This is a genomic window from Salinicola sp. JS01 (genome assembly GCF_030284585.1).
Classification (GTDB): Bacteria; Pseudomonadota; Gammaproteobacteria; order Pseudomonadales; family Halomonadaceae; genus Salinicola.
Genome location: NZ_CP127244.1, coordinates 1,920,265 through 1,944,170, shown reverse-complemented (window position 1 = coordinate 1,944,170; position 23,906 = coordinate 1,920,265). Strand labels below are relative to the sequence as shown.

Annotated in this window: 28 protein-coding genes and 1 tRNA gene; 16 read left to right on the top strand and 13 right to left on the bottom strand. The window is 64.2% G+C overall.

Annotation, left to right across the window (positions count from 1 at the left end; genetic code table 11):
• Window positions 1–7: 7 nt before the first annotated feature.
• From QO259_RS08810 to gloB, 3 genes are all read right to left on the bottom strand, one after another.
• Complete coding sequence (locus QO259_RS08810; protein ID WP_502949139.1) at window positions 8–1,861, bottom strand: extracellular solute-binding protein; 1,854 nt, start codon at window positions 1,859–1,861, stop codon at window positions 8–10.
• A 129-nt stretch (window positions 1,862–1,990) separates the two neighbouring features.
• Window positions 1,991–3,148, bottom strand: a complete 1,158-nt coding sequence (locus QO259_RS08805) for a transglycosylase SLT domain-containing protein (protein WP_207035770.1) — start codon at window positions 3,146–3,148, stop codon at window positions 1,991–1,993.
• Window positions 3,149–3,218: 70 nt separating this feature from the next.
• Complete coding sequence (gene gloB / locus QO259_RS08800; protein WP_207035768.1) at window positions 3,219–3,986, bottom strand: hydroxyacylglutathione hydrolase; 768 nt, start codon at window positions 3,984–3,986, stop codon at window positions 3,219–3,221.
• Between the two features lie 202 nt (window positions 3,987–4,188).
• On the opposite strand from gloB, the gene QO259_RS08795 reads away from it, so the two are divergent.
• The 4 genes from QO259_RS08795 (at window position 4,189) to nudC (ending at window position 7,282) form a co-directional block, all read left to right on the top strand.
• The gene (locus QO259_RS08795) at window positions 4,189–5,016 is read left to right on the top strand and encodes a methyltransferase domain-containing protein (RefSeq protein WP_285952528.1); all 828 of its coding nucleotides are present in this window, start codon (window positions 4,189–4,191) and stop codon (window positions 5,014–5,016) included.
• A gap of 121 nt (window positions 5,017–5,137) precedes the next feature.
• Window positions 5,138–5,635, top strand: a complete 498-nt coding sequence (gene rnhA / locus QO259_RS08790; protein ID WP_285952527.1) for a ribonuclease HI — start codon at window positions 5,138–5,140, stop codon at window positions 5,633–5,635.
• Window positions 5,636–5,759: 124 nt separating this feature from the next.
• Window positions 5,760–6,509, top strand: a complete 750-nt coding sequence (gene dnaQ / locus QO259_RS08785; RefSeq protein ID WP_285952526.1) for a DNA polymerase III subunit epsilon — start codon at window positions 5,760–5,762, stop codon at window positions 6,507–6,509.
• Window positions 6,509–7,282: an NAD(+) diphosphatase gene (nudC, locus tag QO259_RS08780; RefSeq protein ID WP_207035760.1), complete on the top strand. Its 774-nt coding sequence runs from the start codon at window positions 6,509–6,511 to the stop codon at window positions 7,280–7,282. The genes dnaQ and nudC overlap by 1 nt, the downstream gene beginning before the upstream one ends.
• An 86-nt stretch (window positions 7,283–7,368) precedes the next feature.
• On the opposite strand, the gene QO259_RS08775 is transcribed toward nudC, so the two are convergent.
• The gene (locus tag QO259_RS08775) at window positions 7,369–7,689 is read right to left on the bottom strand and encodes an SCP2 sterol-binding domain-containing protein (RefSeq protein ID WP_207035758.1); all 321 of its coding nucleotides are present in this window, start codon (window positions 7,687–7,689) and stop codon (window positions 7,369–7,371) included.
• 185 nt (window positions 7,690–7,874) lie between these two features.
• Here QO259_RS08775 and sohB point away from each other — a divergent pair, with 185 nt between their 5' ends.
• On the top strand, window positions 7,875–8,906 hold the full coding sequence (gene sohB / locus QO259_RS08770; protein WP_285952525.1) for a protease SohB: 1,032 nt from the start codon (window positions 7,875–7,877) through the stop codon (window positions 8,904–8,906).
• Window positions 8,907–9,017: 111 nt separating this feature from the next.
• On the opposite strand, the gene QO259_RS08765 is transcribed toward sohB, so the two are convergent.
• On the bottom strand, window positions 9,018–9,314 hold the full coding sequence (locus QO259_RS08765) for an ArsR/SmtB family transcription factor (protein WP_207035754.1): 297 nt from the start codon (window positions 9,312–9,314) through the stop codon (window positions 9,018–9,020).
• A 235-nt stretch (window positions 9,315–9,549) separates the two neighbouring features.
• On the opposite strand from QO259_RS08765, the gene QO259_RS08760 reads away from it, so the two are divergent.
• Together QO259_RS08760 and QO259_RS08755 are read left to right on the top strand one after the other, a co-directional pair.
• Window positions 9,550–10,221 (top strand): 7-cyano-7-deazaguanine/7-aminomethyl-7-deazaguanine transporter, encoded by a 672-nt coding sequence (locus QO259_RS08760; RefSeq protein WP_285952524.1) that lies wholly within the window; start codon window positions 9,550–9,552, stop codon window positions 10,219–10,221.
• 189 nt (window positions 10,222–10,410) lie between these two features.
• On the top strand, window positions 10,411–11,196 hold the full coding sequence (locus QO259_RS08755; RefSeq protein ID WP_285952523.1) for an alpha/beta fold hydrolase: 786 nt from the start codon (window positions 10,411–10,413) through the stop codon (window positions 11,194–11,196).
• A 204-nt stretch (window positions 11,197–11,400) separates the two neighbouring features.
• On the opposite strand, the gene QO259_RS08750 is transcribed toward QO259_RS08755, so the two are convergent.
• The 4 genes from QO259_RS08750 to QO259_RS08735 form a co-directional block, all read right to left on the bottom strand.
• Entirely contained in the window at window positions 11,401–12,276 is an 876-nt protein-coding gene (locus tag QO259_RS08750) for a GIY-YIG nuclease family protein (protein ID WP_285952522.1), read from the bottom strand.
• Window positions 12,277–12,351: 75 nt separating this feature from the next.
• The gene (locus tag QO259_RS08745) at window positions 12,352–13,377 is read right to left on the bottom strand and encodes an ABC transporter substrate-binding protein (protein ID WP_285952521.1); all 1,026 of its coding nucleotides are present in this window, start codon (window positions 13,375–13,377) and stop codon (window positions 12,352–12,354) included.
• A gap of 62 nt (window positions 13,378–13,439) precedes the next feature.
• A complete protein-coding gene (locus tag QO259_RS08740; RefSeq protein WP_285952520.1) occupies window positions 13,440–14,249 on the bottom strand; it encodes an ABC transporter permease in 810 nt (269 codons plus the stop codon).
• Window positions 14,242–14,997, bottom strand: a complete 756-nt coding sequence (locus QO259_RS08735; protein ID WP_285952519.1) for an ABC transporter ATP-binding protein — start codon at window positions 14,995–14,997, stop codon at window positions 14,242–14,244. Before QO259_RS08735 ends, QO259_RS08740 begins: the two co-directional genes overlap by 8 nt.
• A 218-nt stretch (window positions 14,998–15,215) precedes the next feature.
• On the opposite strand from QO259_RS08735, the gene QO259_RS08730 reads away from it, so the two are divergent.
• On the top strand, window positions 15,216–16,067 hold the full coding sequence (locus QO259_RS08730; RefSeq protein WP_285952518.1) for a phosphotransferase family protein: 852 nt from the start codon (window positions 15,216–15,218) through the stop codon (window positions 16,065–16,067).
• Window positions 16,068–16,165: 98 nt separating this feature from the next.
• The gene (locus tag QO259_RS08725; protein ID WP_035473314.1) at window positions 16,166–17,875 is read left to right on the top strand and encodes a potassium/proton antiporter; all 1,710 of its coding nucleotides are present in this window, start codon (window positions 16,166–16,168) and stop codon (window positions 17,873–17,875) included.
• A gap of 254 nt (window positions 17,876–18,129) precedes the next feature.
• Here QO259_RS08725 and QO259_RS08720 read toward each other — a convergent pair whose 3' ends face one another.
• Both QO259_RS08720 and QO259_RS08715 read right to left on the bottom strand, forming a co-directional pair.
• Entirely contained in the window at window positions 18,130–18,345 is a 216-nt protein-coding gene (locus tag QO259_RS08720) for a hypothetical protein (protein WP_035473317.1), read from the bottom strand.
• A gap of 193 nt (window positions 18,346–18,538) precedes the next feature.
• Window positions 18,539–18,841: a hypothetical protein gene (locus QO259_RS08715; RefSeq protein ID WP_285952517.1), complete on the bottom strand. Its 303-nt coding sequence runs from the start codon at window positions 18,839–18,841 to the stop codon at window positions 18,539–18,541.
• 177 nt (window positions 18,842–19,018) lie between these two features.
• On the opposite strand from QO259_RS08715, the gene QO259_RS08710 reads away from it, so the two are divergent.
• Window positions 19,019–19,408, top strand: coding sequence for an ester cyclase (locus QO259_RS08710; RefSeq protein ID WP_285952516.1), 390 nt, complete (start codon window positions 19,019–19,021; stop codon window positions 19,406–19,408).
• 7 nt (window positions 19,409–19,415) lie between these two features.
• On the opposite strand, the gene QO259_RS08705 is transcribed toward QO259_RS08710, so the two are convergent.
• Entirely contained in the window at window positions 19,416–19,706 is a 291-nt protein-coding gene (locus QO259_RS08705) for a hypothetical protein (RefSeq protein WP_285952515.1), read from the bottom strand.
• 428 nt (window positions 19,707–20,134) lie between these two features.
• On the opposite strand from QO259_RS08705, the gene QO259_RS08700 reads away from it, so the two are divergent.
• Window positions 20,135–20,737: a type VI secretion system-associated protein TagO gene (locus QO259_RS08700; protein WP_285952514.1), complete on the top strand. Its 603-nt coding sequence runs from the start codon at window positions 20,135–20,137 to the stop codon at window positions 20,735–20,737.
• Window positions 20,738–20,972: 235 nt separating this feature from the next.
• On the top strand, window positions 20,973–21,209 hold the full coding sequence (locus QO259_RS08695; RefSeq protein ID WP_285952513.1) for a hypothetical protein: 237 nt from the start codon (window positions 20,973–20,975) through the stop codon (window positions 21,207–21,209).
• Window positions 21,210–21,665: 456 nt separating this feature from the next.
• On the opposite strand, the gene QO259_RS08690 is transcribed toward QO259_RS08695, so the two are convergent.
• Window positions 21,666–21,755, bottom strand: a tRNA-Ser gene (locus QO259_RS08690).
• 163 nt (window positions 21,756–21,918) lie between these two features.
• Between QO259_RS08690 and QO259_RS08685 the strand changes: the two genes are divergently transcribed.
• The 4 genes from QO259_RS08685 (at window position 21,919) to tusB (ending at window position 23,898) form a co-directional block, all read left to right on the top strand.
• Window positions 21,919–22,590, top strand: a complete 672-nt coding sequence (locus tag QO259_RS08685; RefSeq protein ID WP_207035610.1) for a Bax inhibitor-1/YccA family protein — start codon at window positions 21,919–21,921, stop codon at window positions 22,588–22,590.
• Window positions 22,591–22,732: 142 nt separating this feature from the next.
• Entirely contained in the window at window positions 22,733–23,128 is a 396-nt protein-coding gene (gene tusD / locus QO259_RS08680; protein WP_353057322.1) for a sulfurtransferase complex subunit TusD, read from the top strand.
• Between the two features lie 63 nt (window positions 23,129–23,191).
• Entirely contained in the window at window positions 23,192–23,593 is a 402-nt protein-coding gene (tusC, locus tag QO259_RS08675; protein WP_285952512.1) for a sulfurtransferase complex subunit TusC, read from the top strand.
• 14 nt (window positions 23,594–23,607) lie between these two features.
• Window positions 23,608–23,898, top strand: a complete 291-nt coding sequence (gene tusB / locus QO259_RS08670; RefSeq protein ID WP_035473330.1) for a sulfurtransferase complex subunit TusB — start codon at window positions 23,608–23,610, stop codon at window positions 23,896–23,898.
• Window positions 23,899–23,906: the final 8 nt, after the last annotated feature.

Genomic DNA, 23,906 nt, shown 5'->3' with positions numbered 1-23,906 from the left:
GATGTGTTCACTCCTGCCCGCGCTGACGCGCGGTGATCGCCGGGGCGCGGTCCGGATCGACCCACCATACGCTGAAATCCGGGGTGTAGCGCGGGAACGGCTGCGGGTAACCGAACTTGTTCCACAGCGCCACCCGGGTGCCGTCGAAGTTCCACTGCGGCACCACATAGAAGCCCCAGCGCAGCACCCGGTCGAGGGCGCGGGCGGCGGTATCCAGCGCGCTGCGGCTGTCGGCGCGAATCAGATCGTCGACCAGCGCGTCGACCACCGGATCGCTGACCCCGGAAAGATTGCGGCTCTGCGGGGTCTCGGCATAGGCGCTGGTCCAGAAGTCACGCTGCTCGTTGCCCGGATTGGCCGACTGCGGATAGCTGCCGACGATCAGGTCGAACTGGAACTGGCGCAGCCGGCTCAGGTACTGGTTGACGTCGACCACACGGATGCGGCTCTGGATGCCGAGCCGGGCCAGGTTGTGCACGAAGGGCTGGGTGATGCGCTCGAACTGGCTATCGTAGAGCAAGAACTCCAGCGTCAGCGGACGCCCGCTCTGGCGCTCGACCATGACCCCGTCGCGCACCTCGTAGCCCGCCTCACGCAGCAGCTCCAGGGCCTGGCGCAGGCGCGGGCGCAGTCCCTCGGGCTGGGCCATCGGCAGCGGCTGGTCGAATACCGCCGCAGGGAGCTGGTCGCGGTAGGGTGCCAGCAGCTTCAGCTCCGCCGGGCCGGGCAGGCCGCTGGCGGCCATCTCGGAGTTCTGGAAATAGCTCTGGGTGCGGCGATAGGCACCGTAGAAGATGTGCTGGTTGAGCCAGTCGAAGTCGAAGGCCAGGTTGAGCGCATGGCGCACGCGGGGGTCGGAAAGTGTCGGGCGGCGGGTATTGATGATATAGCCCTGCATACCGGCGGGCTGCCCGTCGGGGACGATCACCCGGCGGATCGCACCGTCCGCCACTGCCGGGGTGTCGTAGGCGGTGGCCCAGTTCTTGGCACTGCTCTCCAGGCGCAGATCGAGCGCGCCGGCCAGAAAGGCTTCCAGCGCCACTGACTGGTCGCGGAAGTAGTCATAGACCAGTCGATCGATGTTGTAGCGGCCGCGGTTGATCGGTAGATCGCGCCCCCAGTAGTCGTCGACCCGGCGATAGACGATACGCCTGCCTGGGTCGACATCGGCGATGGCGTAGGGGCCGGAGCCGAGCAGCTTGTCGAGGGTCGGGCGGGTGAAGTCGCGCCCCTGCCAGTAGTGCTTGGGCAGCACCGGCAGCTGGCCCAGGATCAGCGGCAGCTCGCGGGAGTCGTTGGTGGGGAAGTCGAAGCGCACGCGGTGGGTGTCGAGCGCGGTGACCGAGTCGACGGCGGCATAGTAGGCGCGATAGAAGGGCGAGCCCTTGTCGCGCAGCAGGCGAAAGCTGAACACCACGTCCGCGGCGGTGACCGGGGTGCCGTCGTGGAAGCGTGCCTCCGGGCGCAGGTCGAACTCGATCCAGTGGCGGTCGGGGTCGAGCCGCACTCCGGCGGCGAGCAGACCGTACATGGTGAAGGGCTCGTCGGCGCTGGAGGCCATCAGGGTGTCGTAGATCTGCTCGAGCCCGCTGGCGGGGGTGCCCTGGATGATGAACGGGTTGGTCGAGTCGAAGCTGCCGCTGGCGGCCCGGCGCAGGGTGCCACCCTTGGGGGCATCGGGGTTGGCGTAGGGCAAGTGGTCGAAGTTCGCTGGCAGCGCCGGATCGTCGTAGAGCGCCAGCGCATGCACCGTAGGCACTGGGAGGGTGTCGGCAACGCCGCTGGTCGCCATCAGCATCAGCAGCGCGCCCAGCGCCAGGGCGCTTCTCCAGCTAGCATCTTGTAGCCGCTTCCCTCGCATGCGTGCTCCCGTACTCGTCGTTGTCTGGCCGTGATTTATACCCGAATCCCAGACCTTTGTACGCAAACGGCATGTGCGCGTCGATGCCCCTGGCAGCCCCCGATCCGCGCTACGGGCTGGCCAGCGATCTCAGCGCGAATTGCTGGCGAGCGCGCGGGCCGGTACCGAAAGGGTCTGGCCGACGCGAATGGTACTCCCGTGGAGCCCATTCTCGTGCCGGATTTCGCCGACACTGGTGGCGAAATGCGCAGCGATACCGGAAAGGGTATCGCCACGCTTGACCACATAGCGCTCGAGCACCGTGCGTTGGGAAGCCGGCAGATTGGCGAGATTGGCCAGGAAGCGTTTTTTGGCCGTCACCGGCACCAGGATGCTGGCATCCTCGCGTGGCCGGGTCGAGGCGCGCTTGAAGCCGGGATTGAGCTCGCGCAGGGTGTGTGGATCGACTCCGGATAGTTCGGCCGCCAGCGACAGCGTCAGCGGTCCGTCGGTGGGCACCTTGACGAACGGCGTGCGGTCGGGAATCGACGGCAGTGCGACATCGTAGTCAGCGGGCTTGGCGATTACCTCCGAGAGTGCCAGCAGTCGTGGAATGTAATCCATGGTCTCGCTGGGCAGGCGCAGGTGCCAGTAGTCGATCGGCTCGCCGCGGTTGGCGGCGGCGTCGCGCGCTGCGTTGACGGTGCCGGCGCCGGCGTTGTAGGCGGCTAGTGCCAGCAGCAGGTCGCCGTCATACCAGCGGTCGGCAAGCTGTCGCAGATAGCGCATGGCGGCGTCGGTGGCAGCGACCACGTCGCGCCGGCCATCGTACCAGGCGGTACGCGACAGCCCCATGGCATCACCGGTGGCGGGCATGAACTGCCACAGCCCGGTGGCACCGCCGGGATTGGTGGCGGTCGGGTCGTAGCCGCTCTCGATAAATGGCAGCAGGGCGATCTCGGTGGGCAGGTGATTGGCGGCGAGCCGCTGGGTGACCCAGTGTAACCAGGGGCGGGCCTGCTCGGCGATCAGCTCGACGTGGTGCGGGTGCTCACGGTACCACTCGAGCCAGTGGGCAACACGCGGGTTATCGGTCTCGTGGGAGAGCGCGAAGCCGCGGCGCAGGGTGTCCCAGGCATCGGCCGAGTGTTTCTCGGTCAGACGCAGTGCCGACCAAAAGGTGGCTGGGCGTGGCTGGGCGGACTGACGCTGGCCGGCGTCGGCCCAGGCCGCTACCGGTAGTACCGAGCAGAGCAGGCTACCGGTCAGGCCGATGACCAGATAGCGGCGTCGCGATCGGGCATTCATGCAGCAGACATCCTTGGGTATCAATCGCCGCCCGCGTCGCCGGTCGAGACGCCGTGTCGGCGGGCAGCGTTCAAAAACGATCTTTCCAGCCACGCAGGGTGGCGAAGGCTTCCGCCGCGCTGGCGCAGGGGCCCTGCTCGCTCAGCGTCTGGCGCAGCGAGGGCTGGTCGAGGCGCAAAAACGGGTTGACCTGGCGTTCGCGACCCAGCGTGGTTGGCAGCGTTGGCCGGTCGAGGCGACGCGCCTGCTCGCACTCCTGACGATAAGCGTCGCGGGCCGCATTGTCCGGCTCGGCGGCGCTGGCGAAGGCGAGATTGGCCAGCGTGTACTCATGCGCCGGAAACACCAGGGTGTCGTCCGGCAGGGCATCGAACTTGGCCAGGGAGTGACGCATCTGTTCCGGTGAACCTTCGAACAGACGACCGCAGCCGGCGGAAAACAGGGTGTCACCGGCGAATAGCAGCCCAGGTGTGCCTGGGGCATAGAAGGCGATATGGTCGAGGGTGTGTCCGGGAACGCTCGAGACCTCGAAGCGACGTCCCAGTACGCGGCACTCGTCGCCCTCGCCGAGGCGCTGATCGATACCTTCGATGCGCGAATTCTCGGGCCCGTAGACCCGCGGAGCATAGCGCTCGATCAGTTCACCCAGACCACCGGTGTGATCATGATGGTGATGGGTGATCAAGATGCTCTCGAGGCGCAGCTGTTCGCGCTCGAGCCATTCGATCACCGGCGTCGCGTCGCCCGGGTCGACCACGGCGACGGCATCGGTGGTGTCCTGACGCAGGAGCCAGATATAGTTGTCGTCCAGCGCGGGAATCGGCTTCACGCTCAGCATGTGTCATCCTCTTGCGACGATGGAGCGGTTGTCGGCGAAAGGCGGTTGTCGATGACAAAGCATTCATCAATGGTGAAGGCATTGTCGACGGGGTGGCGTCGAAGGGTTCGGTCCGCTCGACCTCGCTGAGACACGGATCGATCCGGCCGGTTCCACCGCGTACCGCTCAAAAAAGCGATAACCTTGGGGAGTTAAGGCGCCCGTGTCAATCACGTCTACGCAGCAACGGCTCGCCGAAGCGGTCCGGCGCGGCCGCCAATTCTGGGCTTCCGGGCCCGGTAACGCGCTGTGGCAGGCCGAGCGTGCCTGTCTCGGCCCCCACTGCGAGCAGCGCCATGGCGTGCTTAGTCTCCAGCTCGGGATGGCGCCACTGATCAGCGACATGAGCCCGATCCGCCACGCGCTGGAGTGGGCGCCCAGCGCGGCGCTGGCGCGCCAGCCCAATACCCTGATCTGCGCGCCGGATCGCCTGCCGCTGGCCGATGACAGCCTCGACCTGACCGTGGTCCATCATCTGCTCGAGGCGGTCGAGCGCCCCCATCAGGTACTACAGGAAGCCGCTCGGGTGACCCGCGCCGATGGTCGGCTCGTGGTCTTCGGTTGGCACCCCTACGCCCCGACGGTTGGCTCCCCGCGCCGGCATCAGCCGCCGTGGCAACACGCCTGGCGCAGCCCTCGGCGGCTGCGCGACTGGCTCGAGTTTGTCGACTTCGAGATCGAGCGAGTAGACTACTGCGGCTTCCGACTGCCCTGGCGTTCGGTATGTAGCCGTCGGCTGGAGGTATTCGGCCGGCGCTATAACGTGCCGCTGGGTCAGGCTTATCTGCTGGTCGCTCGGCGCTGGGCGCTGCCTGTGCAGCCAATCGCGCTGCGCGAGCCGACCCTGGTAGGGGCCAAGTCCGGTGCCTGGCTGGGGTTGGCGCGCCACCAACCGCCGGCTCGGGACGCTGCCAGCACCCCCAGCTCCCCCTCAGCGTCGCCGCTGCAAGACGCCGCCGTGCGACGCCTGGAGACGTCGCACGGCGCTTGATCCGAGAGTGCCGGGGGCGCTGCAAGCCGCCGATAGCCGATCGCCCGACGCCGATGTTGCGGTCGAACTACTCATCGATGCATGTCGCCGGTGGGTCAATACGCCAGAGAGAATTCACGTTTTGCCAGCTTCTTCTTCATCTGACTCCGCCGTTGGCGCCACGTCTCAGGCCAATCCGCCTCAGGTCACCATCTACACCGACGGCGGTTGCCGCGGTAACCCCGGTCCCGGCGGCTGGGGGGCACTGTTGGTCTCGGGCCAGCACCAGAAGTCACTCAAGGGCGGCGAGCGCCATACGACCAACAATCGCATGGAGCTGATGGCGGCGATCCAGGCGCTGAGGGCCCTCGATCGCCCCTGTCAGGTGGCGCTGTGGACCGACTCCCAGTATCTGCGCAAGGGGATCACCGAGTGGATTCACGGCTGGCAGAAGCGTGGCTGGAAGACCGCCTCCAAAGAGCCAGTGAAGAATGCCGAGCTGTGGCGTGAGTTGCTGGCGGAGACCCAGCGTCATCGCATCGAGTGGCACTGGGTCAAGGGCCACAGCGGTCACCCCGGTAACGAGGCGGCTGACCGGCTGGTCAACGAGGCGATCGACGCGGTGATCGCTGGCGACTGACCCGCGCCAACCCAAGGCCCCAGCGTGTGAGCGCTGGTGCTACTGCAGATATAGCTACTTACAGATATAGCTACTTACAGATATAGCTACTACAGATCGAGCGCTTGAGAGCGAGGAGAGCCACATGCGCCAAATCGTCATGGATACGGAAACTACCGGGATCGACCCGCGCGAAGGGCACCGTATCATCGAGATCGGTGGGATCGAGCTCATCAACCGCCGCTTCACCGGACGTACCTATCATCAGTACGTCAATCCCGAGCGTCACATCGAGGCCGAGGCGATCGAGATCCACGGGATCACCAACGAGCGGGTGGCCAACGAACCTGTGTTCGCGCAGATCGCCGACGAGCTGTGGGAATTCATGCGCGGCGCCCAGCTGGTGATCCACAACGCGCCGTTCGATGTCGGCTTCTTCGACCACGAGTTCCGCCTGCTCAAGGCCGCCCGGGGCGAGCCGGTGCTGGGTCCGGTGGCCGAGCACTGCAGCGTGCTCGACACCCTCAAGATGGCGCGGCAGATGCACCCGGGGCAGCGCAACAGCCTGGATGCGTTGTGCAAGCGCTACGACATCGACAATGGCCAGCGCGTGCTGCACGGCGCCTTGCTCGACTCGGAGATTCTGGCTGAGGTATACCTGGCCATGACCGGGGGTCAGACGGCGCTGTCGCTGGCCGGTAGCGAAGAGAACGAGAGCCGCAACGAGAGCGGCGCCGGTACCCATCTCCAGCTCGATCGGGCGGCCACGCCGCTGATCGTGGCGCAGCCTAGCGAGGCCGAGTGGGAGGCGCACCGCGAGCGTCTGGCGCAGATCCGTCAAGCCGCCGGCCAGTGCCGCTGGGATGCGCTGAACGGTGACGGGGCCGCCTCCTGATGCTGCGTCGCGAGCTGCCTCCCGCGGATGTGCGACGGGGCTGGCTTATCCGTATGAATACCCAGGGCGTGGCGCCGGGCAGCGACGGCCAGAGCGTGCTCGAACGCGACGTAGCCTGGCCGCCGCAGGCTCTGCGCCTGGGCTTCTGGCACGACGAGCCGGTGGCGCTGTCGATCGAGACCGGCGACGAGACATGGCCCGCGGCGCGGGATTGGCTGGCGCAGATATCGCCGGCCGAGAGCGAACTGCTGGCGACCGCGTTGCAGGTCAGCCACTGGGAGCGCGACCACCGCTTCTGTGGGCGCTGCGGCCACCCGACCCAGCGTCTGGCGCACGAATTTGCGATGAGCTGCGAGCAGTGCGGTCTGCGTGCCTATCCGCGTATCTCGCCCTGTATCATCACCCTGGTGACCTTTGGCCGCGATATGCTGCTGGCGCGTAGCCCGCGTTTTCCACCGCGACGCTACTCGACGCTTGCAGGCTTCATTGAGCCCGGGGAGGCGGTGGAGGCGGCGGTGCGCCGCGAGGTGATGGAGGAGGTCGGCGTCGAGGTGGGGCGGGTCAGTTTCTTCAAGAGCCAGTCATGGCCTTTCCCGCACTCGCTGATGATGGGCTTCTTCGCCGAGGCGACCAGTCGACGTATTCGCATCGACGGCCACGAGATTGCCGATGCGGCCTGGTTCACGCCGGAGCGCCCGCCGGAGCTGCCACCCAGCTACTCGATCTCGCGCCAGTTGATCGAGACTCATCGGCGCGCGGTGGCGACCCGCTGAGAGACTGTCGGTGTCAAACGCCGACCACGGGCTGGCCGAGCAGTCGGCGAGCGCCGTTGGCGCCGAGGGCTCTTGTCAAAGAGCGCCTAGTCGTTGCGCTTGCCGAACAGCTTGGGCAGCCGCGCAGCCAGGCCGATATCGCCCTTGACCTTGACCCGACCGCCGAGCAGCGCCTGCATGGCATTGAGCTCTTTCTTGATCAGGGCGATCAGGGTTGCGGTGTCACTCTCGATGGTCACATCGGGGGCCGTGTGGTGACCGGCGTGGACGTTGAGGTTGCCACCTTCGATCACCAGGTGGTGATCGTCGGCGTCGTGCAGCAGAAACTGATAGGTTGCGTTGAGGTCGCCGGCGGCCGCGGGGTCGAAGCGGCGTTGCAGCTTGGCGATCAGCTGGTCGTCATCCATGATGGCCCTCCATTAGCGTTGGGACAAGCAAACCACTGCGCCTGACGTTATGCAAGTTACGGTTTCTCAAGCCGATTCCCGGCTGCTCGTGGGAGGTGTCGGCGTTTGCCTGGCGCGGAGGGCCGTGTACAAGGCGTGGGTCGGACAGGTTTTGAATTAGTGTTAGGTCATATAAGGAGCGGGACGTGATCGGATGGCTGGCGGAGTACGGTATGTTTCTGGCCAAGACGGCGACACTCGTCGTCGCGCTGGCGCTGGTCCTGGCACTCGTGGCGCGCGGCAGACGCCGCGGCGATGGCGATAGCGGCGGCCAGCTGCGGGTGACCTCGCTGGATGCACGATTCTCCCGACGTCGGCGTCAGCTGCAGCTGGCGGCGACGCCCAAGTCAGGACAGCGCCAACTGGCCAAGCGACTCAAGCGTGAAGAGAAGCAGGCCGCCAAGGCGGTTGTGGACGATCGGATCTGGGTACTGGATTTCGAGGGCGACCTCAAGGCCTCGGCGACGCCTGCGCTGTCCGAACTGGTGTCGCTGCTGATCGCCCAGCTGGAATCGGGCGACGAAGTGGTGCTGCGGCTGACCTCGGGCGGTGGGCTGGTGCACAGCTACGGCCTGGCGGCGGCGCAGCTCGACCGCCTGCGCGACGCTGGCGCGCGACTCACGGTATGCGTGGACAAGGTCGCGGCCAGCGGCGGTTACATGATGGCGTGCTGTGCCCATCATCTGATCGCGGCGCCCTTCGCGGTGATCGGTTCGATCGGGGTGGTGGCGCAGATTCCCAACGTGCATCGGCTGCTCAAGAAGCATGACGTCGACGTCGAGCTGCTGACCGCGGGACGCTACAAGCGCACCCTGACCGTGCTGGGCGAGAACAGCGAGGAGGGGCGGGCCAAGTTTCTCGAGGATCTGCAGTCGACCCACGACCTGTTCAAGCGCTATGTCGGCGAGCGGCGTCCGCAGCTCGACCTCGAGCAGGTGGCGACCGGTGAGATCTGGTACGGTAGCGAGGCGCAATCCAAGGGGTTGGTGGATGCCGTCGGCACCAGTGACGCCTACCTGCTGGAGAAGATATCCAGAAAGGCACGCGTGCTGCATGTCTCGTTGGCAAGTCGTCGTGGCCTCGCCGGTCGTCTGACCAAGGGCGTGGAATCAGGCGCTGAGCGCACGCTGGATCGGATACTGGAGCGGCTAGGTCGCCTGGGTTGGGAGCGCCACTGAGCGCTGGGGGTGAACTTGACCCGCCGCGCTTTACGCGAAACAGATTGGCACGCGAGTCGAGGCGTTGAAGCCATCGCCCCGCAGTGCCTGCCTGTGGTCGTTCCCGAGTGGCTAGCCCATGCCGAGATCGGCGAGGGTAGCGATCAACCGGCCTGCGGTATCACCGTTGAGTGAATAGTAGATGATCTGCGAGCTGCGCCGTGTGGTGACCAGTCTCTCCTGGCGCAGCACGGCGAGGTGTTGCGACAGTGCCGACTGGCTCAGCGCCATCTGCTGGTTGATCTGGGTCACCGAGCGTTCCCCGGCCATCAGCAGGCACAGAATGCGTAGCCGACTTTCGTTGGCCATCGCCTTCAGGGTCGCGGTGGCGGGCCCGAACTGAGTTTCCGAGAGTGTCTGTTCCGTCATATGTGAAGTCCGAAGTCGCAGGGCCGGCGCTGAACAATCTGTTACATTCATTTCTTATATTAACCTTTGTAACGTTAAGTTACAAAGTTTTTTTCGTGGTCCATCTGGTCTGGTATCAAGAGGGTCCCTATAATGCCGCCCCCGCCGATGCCGCCCGAAGCCGCGACAGGCGGCAACGATGTCACTGAGGGTTCCCTTACCCCTCGGCCGACCGGCAGACGAAAAAGGTTCTTTCATGCTCAAACTCGACGAAAGTCAGATTCGCCAGACGCTTTTGTGGCTGGTCTCGTTTCATGTCGCGGTGATCACCGCCAGCAACTATCTGGTGCAGCTGCCGTTCACGCTGTGGGGGCTGCATACTACCTGGGGGGCGTTCAGTTTCCCGTTCATCTTCCTGGCGACGGATCTCACCGTGCGGCTGTTCGGCAAGTCGGCGGCGCGGCGCATCATCGCTGGGGTGATGGTGCCGGCGCTGATGGTTTCTTACGCGGTATCGGTGCTGTTCCAGCAGGGCCGCTTCCAGGGCTTCGAAGCGCTGGGGCATTGGAATCTGTTCGTCGGGCGTATCGCCTTGGCCAGCTTCATGGCCTACGTGCTGGGGCAGCTGCTCGACATCCATGTCTTCGATCGCCTGCGCCGACTGCGCGCCTGGTGGGTGGCGCCGACCCTTTCGACCATTCTCGGCAACCTGGCCGACACCTTCGCGTTTTTCGCGATCGCCTTCTGGCACGGTCCCGACGCCTTCATGCGCGAGCATTGGGTGGATATCGCCTGGTTCGACTACGCGGTGAAGCTGACCATCAGCCTGCTGTTCTTCCTGCCGCTCTACGGTGTACTGCTGGCCTGGCTGGGGCGGGTCGTGCTCAGTGGCCGCGATGAATCACTGCCGGGCCTGCCGCGACGCTGAGGTTGGAAGCTGGCAGGCCGAGGCACGACCTGCCTGGCGCTCTGTTATTCTTGCGATTCGCGTCGAAAAACGCCCAGTCGGTGCTCGCAAGGCTGGCAGAGAGACGAGTCAGCGGCTGAAAGCCAGTGAGTAGTGGAAAGCCGGCGAGTGATAGCAAGCCGGCAGTGGTGGAAAAAGAGGAGAGCCAGATTGCAACTGCACTGTATCGATACCGGCACCGTCGATGCCGATGACCCCACACGTCCTCTGGTCGTGTTGCATGGCCTGTTCGGGAGCGCCGACAACTGGCGCTCGCATATCAAGCAGTGGCAGCAGACGCGCCGCGTGGTGGCACTCGATCTGCGCAATCACGGGCGGTCGCCGCATGTGCCGGGGATGCGCTACGCGCAGATGGCAGAGGATGTCGCCGAGTCGCTCGACGCGCTCGAGATCGCGCAGTTCGATCTGCTGGGGCATTCCATGGGTGGCAAGGTGGCGATCACCCTCGCTCGGCAGCGGCCCCGAGCGGTGGCCAGCCTGATCGTCGCCGATATCGCCCCGGTACCCTATGAGCATGGTCACGACGAGATCTTTGCCGCCATGCGCCGGGTTGTCGAGGGCCGGCCCGAATCGCGCCGTGAGGCCGACGCGCTGATGGCCGAAAGCGTGGATGTCGCTGCCACGCGCCAGTTTCTGGCTACCAACCTGGTGCGCGACGACGAGGGTATTCTGCGCTGGCGGGTGGGGCTGGATGAGATTGCCGACGGCTATGCCGACATCATCGCCGCGCCGGATGGCGAGGGCGCTTACCCTGGGCCTGCGCTGCTGCTGCGCGGCGGTAACTCCCCCTATGTGCGCGATGCTTACCGTGAGGCGGTGGCAGCGGTGATGCCCGAGGCGACCTGGGAGACGCTGGAAGGCGCGGGGCACTGGCTACATGCCGAGCAGCCGGAAGCGTTTCAGCAGGCGCTATCACGCTTTTTCGCCATTATCTGAGTCGGCACTGGCGCGCCACCCTGTAAAAGCGCCTTTCACAGCCGCTAGGCGACGTGGGCTCCTCCGGCGGCAGGGCGTCGCGAGGGCGCTGTGAACCCCTCCCTGGGCGCTACCTTTGCCATCCCTGGCAAAGGACCCTCGCTTTGTCCTGCCCCCGGCGCCCATCGTCAGAGGGTTTGGAAGTGAGCTCTAAGCCGGTGGCGCTCAATCGCTGTCGTTGGCCTCTCCCTCCACCGGAATGATATCGAGATTGTCGGGTTGGGCGGCGAGGAAGCGGTTGAGGATCCGGTAGGTATCGATATCGAAACCTCGATTGTCGGGTAGTGCCTCGAGCTGGTCGAGATCGCTGACGCTGCCTTGATAGTGCCAGTGGTCGACCACGTGCAGCCCGATCTCGCCACTGTCACTGCGTTCGCGAAACGCCACCCGGCCGGGCCACGGCCAGTTCTCGATGCGTAGCCGCTCCATTGCCGCCCTGGCGCGCCGGGTATGGTTCTCCAGGCTCTCTTCGCCGCAGCAGGCACCGCGACAGCGCCCCAGCTGATAGCCGAAACAGCGCCCGCGCCCGGTCTCCAGCCCCAGCACCCGCAGGCACAGGCCCTGCTCTGTGGCGATGTCCTTGAGCGTGGCGCGGGCTGTATGGCGATTGCGGAACAGCCCGTAGAAGCGTGAGCGCGCGGTGACCACCCACTGGCCATCGCTCAGTTCGGGACGCGCTTCACCCTCCGGCCAGTCCCAACTGATCAGCCGGACCCGGCGACGCAGCTGGCGATTGTAGAGCGGCACCCAGCGCTTGATCAGGTCGGCTTCGAGCAGCTGTGCGCCTAGGTCGCCGCTGGTCAGAATCCAGGCGATACGCTGGGTCTGCTCGAGCATATGGCGGTGACGCCCGGAAGCGGGATCGCGCAGGTGGGTACGTACGCGTGTACGAATGTCGAGACTCTTGCCCACGTAGAGCGGCAGGTCGTTGTGACCGAAGAAAACGTAGACGCCGGTGCGTGACGGCAGGGCATCGAGGGTATCGATACCGGTGCTGGGCAGCGATTCTGCGGGATCGCGGCGAGGATCGTAGAGGGGCATGGGGGAGATCATGCTCCCCACTTTAGCCGATTCCGTTCATCTTGGCCGGCGCCGCTCGCCTCGGCCGACCTTGCATCAGGGCGCGTTGAGATCGACCGCTAAGCGCGAGATCGGGCTCTGGCTCTTGATCTGGCCGCGCTCGAGCAGGAAGGCTTCGAAGTCGCGGTAGCGCTTGACGTCCAGCGCCGCCGGGCGCAGTGCAAAGCGCGGCAGGGTGGCGTTCCAGGCCGCTTTGTTGAGCGGGGTGTCCAGCGACGGGTCGTAGGCGATGAAGCGCTGCCAGCCCTCATCCGGATGATTGATGATCCAGGCGGTGGCTTCGCCGATCGCGTCCATGAAGCGGCGATAGGCGTCGCGATGCTGATTCAGGGTGTCGCGGTTGGCGACGAAGATCAGCTCGTCGTAAGTGGGAACGCCTTCCTCCTCGATATAGAACGGTTTGCCCTCGACGCCTTCCTGCTTCATCTGTGCCAGCTCGAAGTTGCGGAAGGCTCCGGTGACCGCGTCGACCTTCTGGCTGATCAGCGCCGGTGTCAGCGAGAAGTTGACGTTGACCATCTCGACGTCGTCCAGAGTCAGCCCGTGGTGCTCGAGCATCGCCGCCAGCAGCACTTCCTCGACCCCGCCTACCGAGTAGCCGATCTTCTTGCCGGCAAGCTGGGAGAGATCGTCGATACCGCTGTCGGCGCGCACCAGCAGGGCGTTCAGCGGGGTCGCGATCAGCGTGCCGATGCGCACCACCGGCAACCCCTGGTCGACCTGCAGGTGCAGCTGCGGCTGGTAGCTGAGTGCCAGGTCGATGCGCCCGGCGGCGACCAGCTTGGGCGGCACGCTGGGGTCCGCCGGCGACTGGATGTCCACATCCAGTCCGCGCTTGGCGAACAGCCCAAGCTGCTTGGCCACCAGGATCGGCGCATGCACCGGGTTGGGGTACCAGTCGAGCATCACGCTCAGCGGAATCATCTTGGGGGGCACCAACGCGTCGTCATCGGCCTGGGCGTGAAGTGGCAGCAGCGTAGCCAGCATCATCAGGATCAGGCCGAGCAGCGCCGGGCGGCGCGGTTCGCGTGTGGCGGGGATGGTTCGAGATAGCGTGGGCATACGCAGGTTCCCTCTGGTTGGGGTTATTGTCGATGTGTGATCGCATGGTTTCGGGGCGGGTTTCATACGTTGGCCTCCAGGCGATCGCGGTGCCAGGGCATCGCCGCACGGATCGCCGCGTCGACGCCGAAATAGAGCGCCAGCGCGAACGCCACCAGCACCACCAGGGCGGCGAACATCACGTCGATCTGCAGGCGCGCATTGGCGTTGAGCATCAGATAGCCCAGGCCCTGGCTGGCGCCGACCCACTCACCGATCACCGCGCCGATCGGTGCCGCGCTGGCGGCCATGCGCAGCCCCGAGGCGAGGGATGGCAGCGCCGCCGGCAGCTGGACCCGCAGCAGCGTCTGACGGCGTGACAGACCGAAGGTGGTGGCCAGGTCGAGCCACCCCTGCGGGGTCTGGCGCAGGCCGTCGTAGCCGGTGGAGGCGATCGGGAAATAGATGATCAGCATGGCCATCAGGATCTTGGGCCACAGCCCATAGCCGAGCCACAGCATCAGGATCGGCGCCAGCGCGAAAAGCGGTATCGCCTGGCTGATCAGCAGCAATGGCAGCAGGGTGCGCCGCAGCGGCCGAAAGCGTGCCAGTAGTAGTGCCGTGGCCAACCCCAGCAGCACGCCACCAATGAAGCCGCCCAAGATCTCGGTCGCGGTGACCAGGGCGTGATGGGCCAGCAGCGCGCGCTGATCGAGCAGCGCCCGCACCACCGCCAGCGGCGACGGCAAAATGTAGCGTGGCACGCCGGTGAGGCTGACGACCGCCTGCCAGGCGGCGAGCAGTAGCGCCAGCGCCAGTAGCGCCCGCGCAGAGGCGTGGAGTTGACGCGCCAGACCGGGCCGTATTCTCTGGATCGAAGTCGATTCAGGCATGCGCTGGCTCCTGCAGTAGCGCCACCAGCTCGGCTTGATGCGTCAGCAACTGCGGATCATCCAGCGCCCGCGGCCGCTGGCCTATCGGCGCCGCCAGCGGTACCGCCTGGGCCGGCTCGCCCTGCAGCACCAGCAGGCGGTCGGCGAGCCGCAGCGCCTCCAGCGGGTCATGGGTGACCATGATCACGGTGCGGGTGGCAAGCAGTTCGCTGGCCAGATCGTGGAGCTCGAGTCGGGTAATCGCGTCGACCGCGGAGAAGGGCTCATCCATCAGGACCACCCCGGCATCCTCGTACAGCGTGCGCGCCAGTGCCACACGCTGGCGCTGACCGCCGGAGAGTGCCGCCGGCCAGGCATCGGCCTTGTCCGCCAGGCCCACGCGGGCCAGCAGCGCCAGTGCGCGCTCACGCGCCTCCGGGGCTGTCGGCCCCGCTCGCCGGCCGCGCCATTTGGTGCCCAGCATCACGTTGCCGATGACCCGCAGCCAAGGCACCAGCAGATCCTGCTGCGACATCCACGCCAAGCGCCCCCGCAGCGGCTGGCCGTCGCTGGTCGTGCACTCGATGTGATGGCGGTCGGGCAGGGCGAGGCCGGCGATCATGCGTAACAGCGAACTCTTGCCGCAGCCGCTGCGCCCGAGCAGGCAGGTCCAGCTGCCGGCGTCGAATTCGACGGCGAGATCGTGGAACAATGGCCGGGCGCCGAAGGTGAGCGAGGCGCGGCGAATGTCCAGCCCGGGTGGTGACATGACCACTCCCATGACGGGGCTGCAACGGCGGGGGCATCATGCGCGGGCAGGCTGGCCTTTCCTCCGCCGGTGCTAACCGGTTCAGGTTCCAGGGTTGTGCGCTGCACTCTCAGCCCGTCCGGCGGGCACCCCTATCCAGTGAGCGCCGATTGTACGCCGCCCGGAAGCCGCTGCCCACCTTCGCCCCTGATGCACCGAACTCGAGAGGAGTCGCGATCTTGTCAGATGTTCTGCCCATGGCCGACGCCGAACTCACGCGCCGGGTCTCGCTTTATGCCGGGGTGGCGCTGACGCCGCTGCCGCTGCGCTTCGCCGACAGCGCCAACTGGCTGTGGCGCAGTGAAGAGCTCTCGCCCAAGCTCTACAAGCTGGCCCGTACCGATGCCGAAGGCGATCCGTTCTGGCACGGCATGCGTGAGCTGTTCGGTGTCGATCGCTGGCGCCATGCCCATGAGCTGCCGGCGCTGGCAGGCTCGCTGCCGCAGCATCTGCCGCTGGCACCGCTGCCGTTGACCTGGCTGGGACGGCTACAGGGTGCGCCGCTATGGAGCCTGCCCTGGCGTCAGGCGCCGGCAGCGCGGATGGATGCCGCCTTCGCGGGCCAGTTGGGGCGGCAATTGCGGCGACTCCACCATGACGCGCTGCCAGGGTGGGGGCATCCGGCGAGCGGCGTTTATGCGCTCGACGCTTGGCCGCGGGCGGCGCGAGCCTTCGTCGCCAGCCGCGGTGCGCTCGATCCCTTAGAGCTAGCCAGTCTGGACTTGCCGCGGCCGAGCCGTGCGGTCTGGAGCCTGCCCGACCTGCGTCCCGACCAGTTCCTGCTCGGCGGACTGGATGGCTACTGGGCCGATTGGGAGGCGCTGGTATGGGCACCGCTGGAGTTCGATCTGTGCCTGCTCGAGCTGATGCTCGAGAACGCGGCGCAGCGTGAGGCCTTCGTCGAGGCTTACGGCGCCGAGCACTTGCCGTCGCTCGATGCCTATCGAGATGGCATGCGCGCGGTCATCCTGACCCTCGGCGTGCTGGGGCCTCTGAGCCTATCCCTGAAGGAGTTTCCCCATTGGCTCTAGGCATATGAAAAAGATAAAAAAATCGGCGTTACTCCCGGCGCAATCGGGTGGCGGCATGGCATACTGAATTTTTCTTGACGGATATCGACGATAGTCTCGTGGACTCGATCAATAGCTTGTTTCTCGTTTGCGGCGCGCTGATCGCGCTGAGCATCCTCGCCAGCCGTGTCTCCTCACGGATCGGCGTGCCGCTGCTGGTACTCTTCCTCGGGCTGGGCATGCTCGCGGGCGAGGAGGGCGTGCTCGGCCTGCAGTTCGATGACTACTCGCAAGCCTTCTTGATCGGCCACCTGGCGCTCGCCATGATCCTGCTGGACGGCGGCCTGCGCACCCGCTTCCAGACCTTCCGCGTGGGGCTCAAGCCGGCGCTGTCGCTGGCCACCATCGGTGTCTTTCTCACCAGCGGTATCGTCGGCCTGCTGGCGATGTGGCTGCTCGATCTCAGTCTTATCGAGGGGCTGCTCGTGGGGGCGATCGTCGGCTCCACCGACGCTGCGGCGGTCTTCTCGATGCTCAAGGGGCAGGGCGTCAATCTCAACGAGCGTGTCGGTGCCACCCTGGAGATCGAGTCGGGTACCAACGACCCGATGGCGATCTTTCTTACCATCACGCTGGCGGAAATGCTCACCGGTGGCGTAGGCGGGCTGAGCGACACCCTGATGCGCTTTGTGCTGCAGTTCGGGGTGGGGCTGGCGATCGGTCTCGGCGGTGGCTGGATCTCGGCCAAGATGCTGCGCTGGCTCGATCTGGCGCCGGGGCTCTACTCGCTGCTCGCTCTGGCGCTGGGGTTCTGCATTTTCGGCGCTACCAGCGCCATCGGCGGCAGTGGCTTCCTTGCGATCTATCTCACCGGGCTGATGATCGGCAATCAGCCCGGGCGTCACCTGACGCATATTTTGCCGGTCCACGACGGCCTGGCATGGCTGAGTCAGATCGGGCTGTTCCTGGTGCTGGGCATGTTGGTCACCCCGTCCGAGATGATCGACTACGCCGTGCCCAGCGTGATCCTGGGGGTGGCTTTGATCCTGGTGGCGCGGCCGCTGGCGGTGCTCGCTTCGCTGCTGCCGTTTTTCAACTTCCGCTGGCGCGAGCTGTGTTTCATCTCCTGGGTCGGGCTGCGCGGCGCGGTGCCCATCGTGCTGGCGATCTTCCCGGTGATCAGTGGGGTCGAAAACTCGGCGCTCTATTTCAACGTGGCCTTCTTCGTGGTCCTGATCTCGCTGCTGCTGCAGGGGTCGACCCTGGCGCGATTCGCCCACTGGATGCGCGTGGCACTACCCGAGAGCACCACGCCTGACCGCCGCGGCCAGCTCGGCGTACTGCCCGAGAACGACTACGAAATGTTCGTCTACAAGGTCGAGAACGAGTCGCTCGACGACGTGCCCATTCGCCTGTTGCGGCTACCCTCGGGCACCTTGATCTCGGCCATCTTTCGCCAGCACGCCATGCTCCACCCCAAGGGCAGCACCCGGCTGCGCCTGGAAGACGTGATCTGCCTGATCGGGCGCACCGGCGATCTGCCGTCGCTCAACCGGCTGTTCAACGGTGAAGCCAAGCTCAAGCGCGAGCGCGCCTTCTTCGGCACCTTCTCGCTCGACGGCGAAGCGCTGATGCAGGACGTGGCCAACGCCTACGGTCTCACCCTCAGCCCGGGAGAGCAGGAGATGACGCTGGGCGAGTTCGTGGCGCTACGTGTCGGTGGCCATCCGGTAGTGGGCGACGACGTCGACTGGCACGGCTTCCACTGGGTGGTCAGCGAGATGGAAGGCAACCGGGTGACGCGGGTCGGTCTCAGGCTCTATCACTGACAGCAAGGCCGTGTCGGCAAGCCCTGCTCGCTTGAGAACCAAAGTCTCTCGAAAAGCAGAGCCCCTCGAAAACCAGAGCCTCTCTAAAACCGAGCTATCTCGGAAGGACCGGCGGACAAAGACCCGGGCAGGAGATGGCCCGGGTTCGAGTGGAAAGCGCTTATGGCGAAAAGTGCTTACTGAAACGAGTACTTACTGAAAGAACTGCTGGCTGAAAGAAGCGCTGGTTGAAAGAACCAAGGACTGGCGGCGGCCTACTCGACCTCGGCATCCAACGACGGGCGGCTCAGCTGTTTGCCCGTCTCGCGCTCGATCATGCCGTTCATGCGCGCCGCGCGGTGCTGGGCCTGTGACTCCTCGTCGAAATAGCCGAGGCTACCGCCGGTATCGCCGTCGAAGACTTCGTAGCAGACCTGATTGTGGCTGCCCGGCTTGAGGGTCTTTCGCACTTCGATGAAAGGCTCTGCCATGCTGGAATCCTCGCGCAAGAGATGAACGTTGAGCGTAGCTCACTCGATGCCACTGTATAGAGTGCGATGGCACGGAGTGTAACGTCGCGGTATGGGGCGGTAATGCCCGCGTCAGGCGTGTCTGCCCCAAATCAGCCTAACGCCCGCCTGTGACCGTTTGGCGTCATGCTCGGTTAGGGCACACCTCATGGCGCTAGTCGGGATCGAGATCCCACTGCAACCCAAACTGTAACCCGTTGACCGCCTCGTTGAGCAAGTCCTGGTCGCGATTGGCGCTGCTGGCGTCGTTCTGAATCCGTGCGCTCTGACTCTGCGGGTCCGGCCAGCCCAGCCGGCCCATGCACGCCTGATACTCCGGCTCGCCGGCGATCTGATGCGTCTGGCGCTCACAGGTACGGCTGTCTCTGAGGAAATTCGTCGCACTCAGGCGCGGCACCGCCGAGACACAGCCGGCCAGCAGACAGCAGATCAGAATGAGAAGTAGCAGACGACACATGGAGGCTTCACCGGGGACTGCCCGGAAGCGTAGCACTCCTGACGCGTTTTGTTACCAGAATTCATGCTTCAAGTGCTTGTTCGTAAAGCGACTCGCCGTCGCGGCAGGGCCATGCCAGACTGCGTGGGCTACTGACTCACGCCTCGCTACGCAGCTGTGGCACCACGGAGCCCTACGATGCACCGAGACGACCTTGCCGATCTCTACCACGGCTATATCGACTGCCTGAACCGTCAGACCTGGGACACGCTGGGGCGATTCGTCCACGAAGCCGTGACTCATAACGGCCGTCAGTTGGGGCTCGCCGGCTATCGTGAAATGCTGGAGCAGGATTTCGCGGCCATCCCGGATCTGCATTTCATCATCGAGCTGCTGGTGGTCGAACCACCGCGCATCGCTGCCCGGTTGGCGTTCGACTGCACGCCACGGGGCACCTTCCTCGGCCTGGGGGTCAATGGCCGCCGGGTTCACTTCGCCGAGAACGTTTTCTACACCTTCCGCGATGGCAAGATCGTCAGTGTTCAATCGGTGGTCGACAAGAGCGTGATCGAAGCGCAACTGGGGTAGGGGAAAGTCATCCGTCGCAGGCACAGCCCGGTGGTCGATGGCAGGTGTAGTTCCTGCTGATGCAGCTGTTGCCACAGGCCTTGCCCTTACGACAGACTTTGCAGCAGCCTTGGGCCAGCAGTTGTCCATCGTCCGCGGTGAGTGTGGAGAACTCCGGGGCGACGGCCGGGCACTCGCCTTCAAAGGCGATCTCTTGAATGAATACTTGGGATGGCTGGGGCTCGGCACGGTTTTCTGCGGCCAAAGCCGTGGCGGCCACGACCATGCTGATCAGCACGGTGATCATTAGCGGTTTCATGTTGCTTCCCTGCGTGTAGGTTTTATAGCGCTTCTTCTGGGCGCTATTAGAGCATTACACTGGGATTTTACGATGCCAATAGCACATTGGTCTTTTGCCGCGCCTCACGTGCTGGTCCTTGATGCGGTACGTCTTGGCGGCATCGGCGCTGGTAATTCTTGGCATCTTTGCTCTGTTATCAGGCCTCAGCGGATCAGGCACCACCCACTACGGTCGGATAGTCTGGCGGATATTCAGAGACGGTGGGCCGTTCGCCACCATGATCGGGCGGATCTAATCTACTCGAGGGAGGAAGCACTGCTATCTGCTCGATCCCGATGGCCAAATTGAAAAATCGATGTAGGAGCTCTCTGAAGCCGCCTCGTGCGGCTTTATTTTTGGCTGCAAATGGCGATATAGGTAGATGGCAGACACACAGGGGGACAAGAATGAAATATAAAATAGCAATGGCGGCGATCTTTGCCATGGCTGCCGCGTGGGGCGCTCAAGCTCAGGCGGCTTCTGACTGCGTTGATATCTCCGATGATGACCAGCGGCTTCGCTGCTACGACATGGAGAACCGGCCAGCTACTACGCAGACGACAGTAAGTCAGTGGAGCGTGAACGAAAGCACGTCGGAGTTCGATGACAGCAAGACCGTTTCTGTCGTGCTGTACTCGTCAGACTCGATAGCAAAGCGCTTTGGAGGCCGTGACAGCGCGACGCTGGCTCTGTGGTGCACCGAGAACACCACCAAGGCTTATTTCACTTTTGCCGGAAACTTCATGGCTGATATACAAGGCTATGGCCGTGTGCGGTATCGCATCGATGATGAAGCGGCAGTCACTAAGTCTATGGACGTATCGACCGATAATGAGTCTCTGGGACTGTGGTACGGCGGCTCATCGATACCGTTCATCAAGAGCATGTTTGGCCACGATTCTATGGTTGTCAGAGTCACCCCATTCAATCAGTCGCCGATCACGATGAAATTCCCCATCTCTGGTTTGGAAGATGCGGTAAAACCATTGCGTGAAGCCTGCCACTGGTGAGCAGCCAAGCAACTTGAGGATTCGAGATGAGAAGCGCAGTAGCAATCGCGGTGACCGTTATGGCACTGCTGGCCGGCTGCGCGTCGGTGGGTAACGAGCGACTTACCGGTGAAGACGAGCATACGATCGGGAAGAAGATTGAGATCGGCGAAACTACCGAGGCTGACGTGATACAGATGCTTGGGGCGCCGACGAGCAACATGTTCGATGCCAAGGGACAAGAGCATGGATGTATATGCACTCACGCGCCTCTGCCGATGCCGTCAGCTTCACCCCGTTCGCCGCGCTATTCGGCACGTCCACCTCTGGTGAGACCAAACAGCTAACCGTGATTTTCGATGATAACGATGTGGTCAGCAACTACCTGATGAATGCCACTGACTCTGGCATCAAAACAGGCGTATACAGCAACCAATTGGGGAGATTTGACTCGGACGTTGGGCGAAATTTTGCGCTGGTTGCCGATGCGTAGTTCGTCGCAACGCACCTACGCCATCAAGCGCCGCAAGGAGCTGTGGGTAATGCGGCCTGAAGAAGAGGAAAGTGAGATGGAGCAATTTTTCCACCTCAGTCTGAGGAGCAGTCTTTCAAGGGCCAGCTAGGCTGGTGCTCGACTCTAGAGAAAAGAATTCGCTGCCAATACCGCCGCACGCACCAGACAGGGCAAGTAAGACATCGACCGACATGTCTCCCGCGCCGACGCCTTGGGGTGACGACCTTGACGCGATTACTGGCACCTTGCTCGTCAAAGGCGTGGAGCTGGACGCGCTGGTGACGATGCTATTGTAGTAGCATTGAGCATCGTTGCAGCGAGGATTGCATCGGTAGAAAGGAAATAACCGCCATCCAGAAAGGCTTTTGCTTTGGATGGTTAGGTGGATGGTTGCGCCTGGGAATGTGGCGTAAACCGTTGAAAGATAAGTGTAAGTGGCGGAGGGACAGGGATTCGAACCCTGGAAGGGCGTTAACCCTTGCCGGTTTTCAAGACCGGTGCATTCAACCGCTCTGCCATCCCTCCGGCTTACGGCGGGAGATAGTACCAGCTCTCCCTCGGTCGTCAACAGGTTCTTTAGCTTTCAAAGGGTTATTTCACTTCCGGCGGTGCCGTTTACGCTTGTCAGGGGAACTTTGCAAGGGCATTCTGGTCCATGGGTGTAATCGACATAACCGAGGGGATACGTATGGACTACCGCACATCGCACGACGTCACCGAGCGTCGATCGAGCGTGGCCAGCACCAACAAGGTGTTACGCAACACCTACATGCTGCTGGCCATGACCCTGATGTTCTCTGCCGTGACCGCGGGCGTCGCGATGGCGCTGGGCGTCACACAGATCAACATCTTCATCTTCTTCATCGGTGCCTATGGCCTGATGTTCCTGGTGCACAAGACCGCCAACTCGTCTGCCGGCATTCTGGCGACCTTTGCGTTCACCGGGTTCATGGGCTTCACGCTGGGGCCGATCATCGATCTCTACCTCTCCATCCCCAATGGCGCGCAGCTGGTGATGACCGCGCTGGGCATGACCGCGGCCACTTTCCTGGGGCTGTCGGCGGTGGCGTTGATCACGCGCAAGGACTTCAGCTTCCTGGGCAACTTCATGGTGGCGGGTGCCATCGTGCTGGTGCTGGCGATGGTCGCGGCGCTGATCTTCAACATCCCGGGTCTGGCGCTGGCGGTGTCGGCGGGCTTCGTGCTGTTCTCGTCGGCGGCGATCCTGTTCCAGACCAGTGAGATCATTCATCGCGCGGGCGAGACCAACTACATTCTCGCCACCATCACGCTCTACGTGTCGATCTACAATCTGTTCATCAGCCTGCTGTCGATTCTGGGTGTGATGTCCGACGATTGATCCGCACGCCGGGCAATGACCGGTACAATCGCTGAATGAAAACCCCACTTCGGTGGGGTTTTCTGCGTTTGGGGTTGAGGTTTGGTGGTGGGGGCGGCTTTGGTAAGATGCGGCTTTTCTCCTGATCGATAGGCCCTACGACGTGTTGAGCTATGCGCTGCTGGTACACGCCGCGCCCTACAGCGAACAGGGTGCGCTCTCGGCGCTGCGTTTCGCCCAGGCGGCGGTGGCACAGGGTCACCGGGTGTCGAGCGTGTTCTTCTACCGCGATGGCGTGCACAACGCCTCGACGCTGATGGCGCCGCCGCAGGACGAGGTGCACCTGGCCGAGGGCTGGCGCGCGCTGGCCCAGGAACATGGCACTGAGCTGCTAGTGTGCATTGCGGCGGGCCTGCGTCGTGGCCTGATGAACGCCGAGGAGGGCCAGCGCCACGGTCGCGAGGCGCATAACCTCGAGCCACCCTTCGTATTGACCGGGCTGGGGCAGCTGGTCGATGCGATGCAGGCCAACGACCGCGTGATCACCTTTGCCCCCTGAGCGCCGACCGACGAGTGACTGTCACAGATTGAGTGTCCGAGATTGAGTGTCAGAGTACGTGCCATGCAAGACGATGAGGCGGCGCTGGCCGCCGCCACCCCGATAACGCCGCTCGATCTGCTGGTGATCCTGCGCCATCCGCCCCACGGCAGCAGCTGGCTGCGCGAGGGCGTCGATGTCGCGCTGGTGGCGGCGGCCTTCGGCCAGTCAGTGGGGCTGCTGTTCCAGGGTGACGGTGTCTTTGCGCTGGTCGAGGGTCAGCGTGCCGGGCCGCTGGGCCAGAAGGGCACCCATGCGCAGCTGGCCATGCTGGAGATGTACGATATCGAGCGGCTCTGGGTCAGCGCGAGCGCTCTGCGCGCCCGCGGGCTCACGCCGGCGGATCTCATGCTGCCGGTGCAGCTGCTCGAGGCCGATGCGCTCGACCGTTTGATCCACGCGCAGCCACGCACGCTGCTCTTCTGAGCGAGGAGATTTCGATGATGCTGCACCTGCTCAACCGCTCGCCCCAGTTCGACGGTCTCTACTGGGACTTGAGCGAGGCGTTCGGTGCTGACGACCACCTGCTGCTGATCGAAGATGCCTGCTACGCCGCACTGCCCGCTGCCGCAGCCAGCCTGGCGGCTTTCGGCGGGCGCGTCTCGGTGCTCTCGGAAGACGCTGAATCACGCGGCCTTCTGGGGCGTCTGAGTGACGATGTGGCGCTGGTCGATATGGCAGGCTTCGTCGCGTTGACGGCGACCTTCCCCCATAGCTTGAGCTGGTTCTGATGACGACG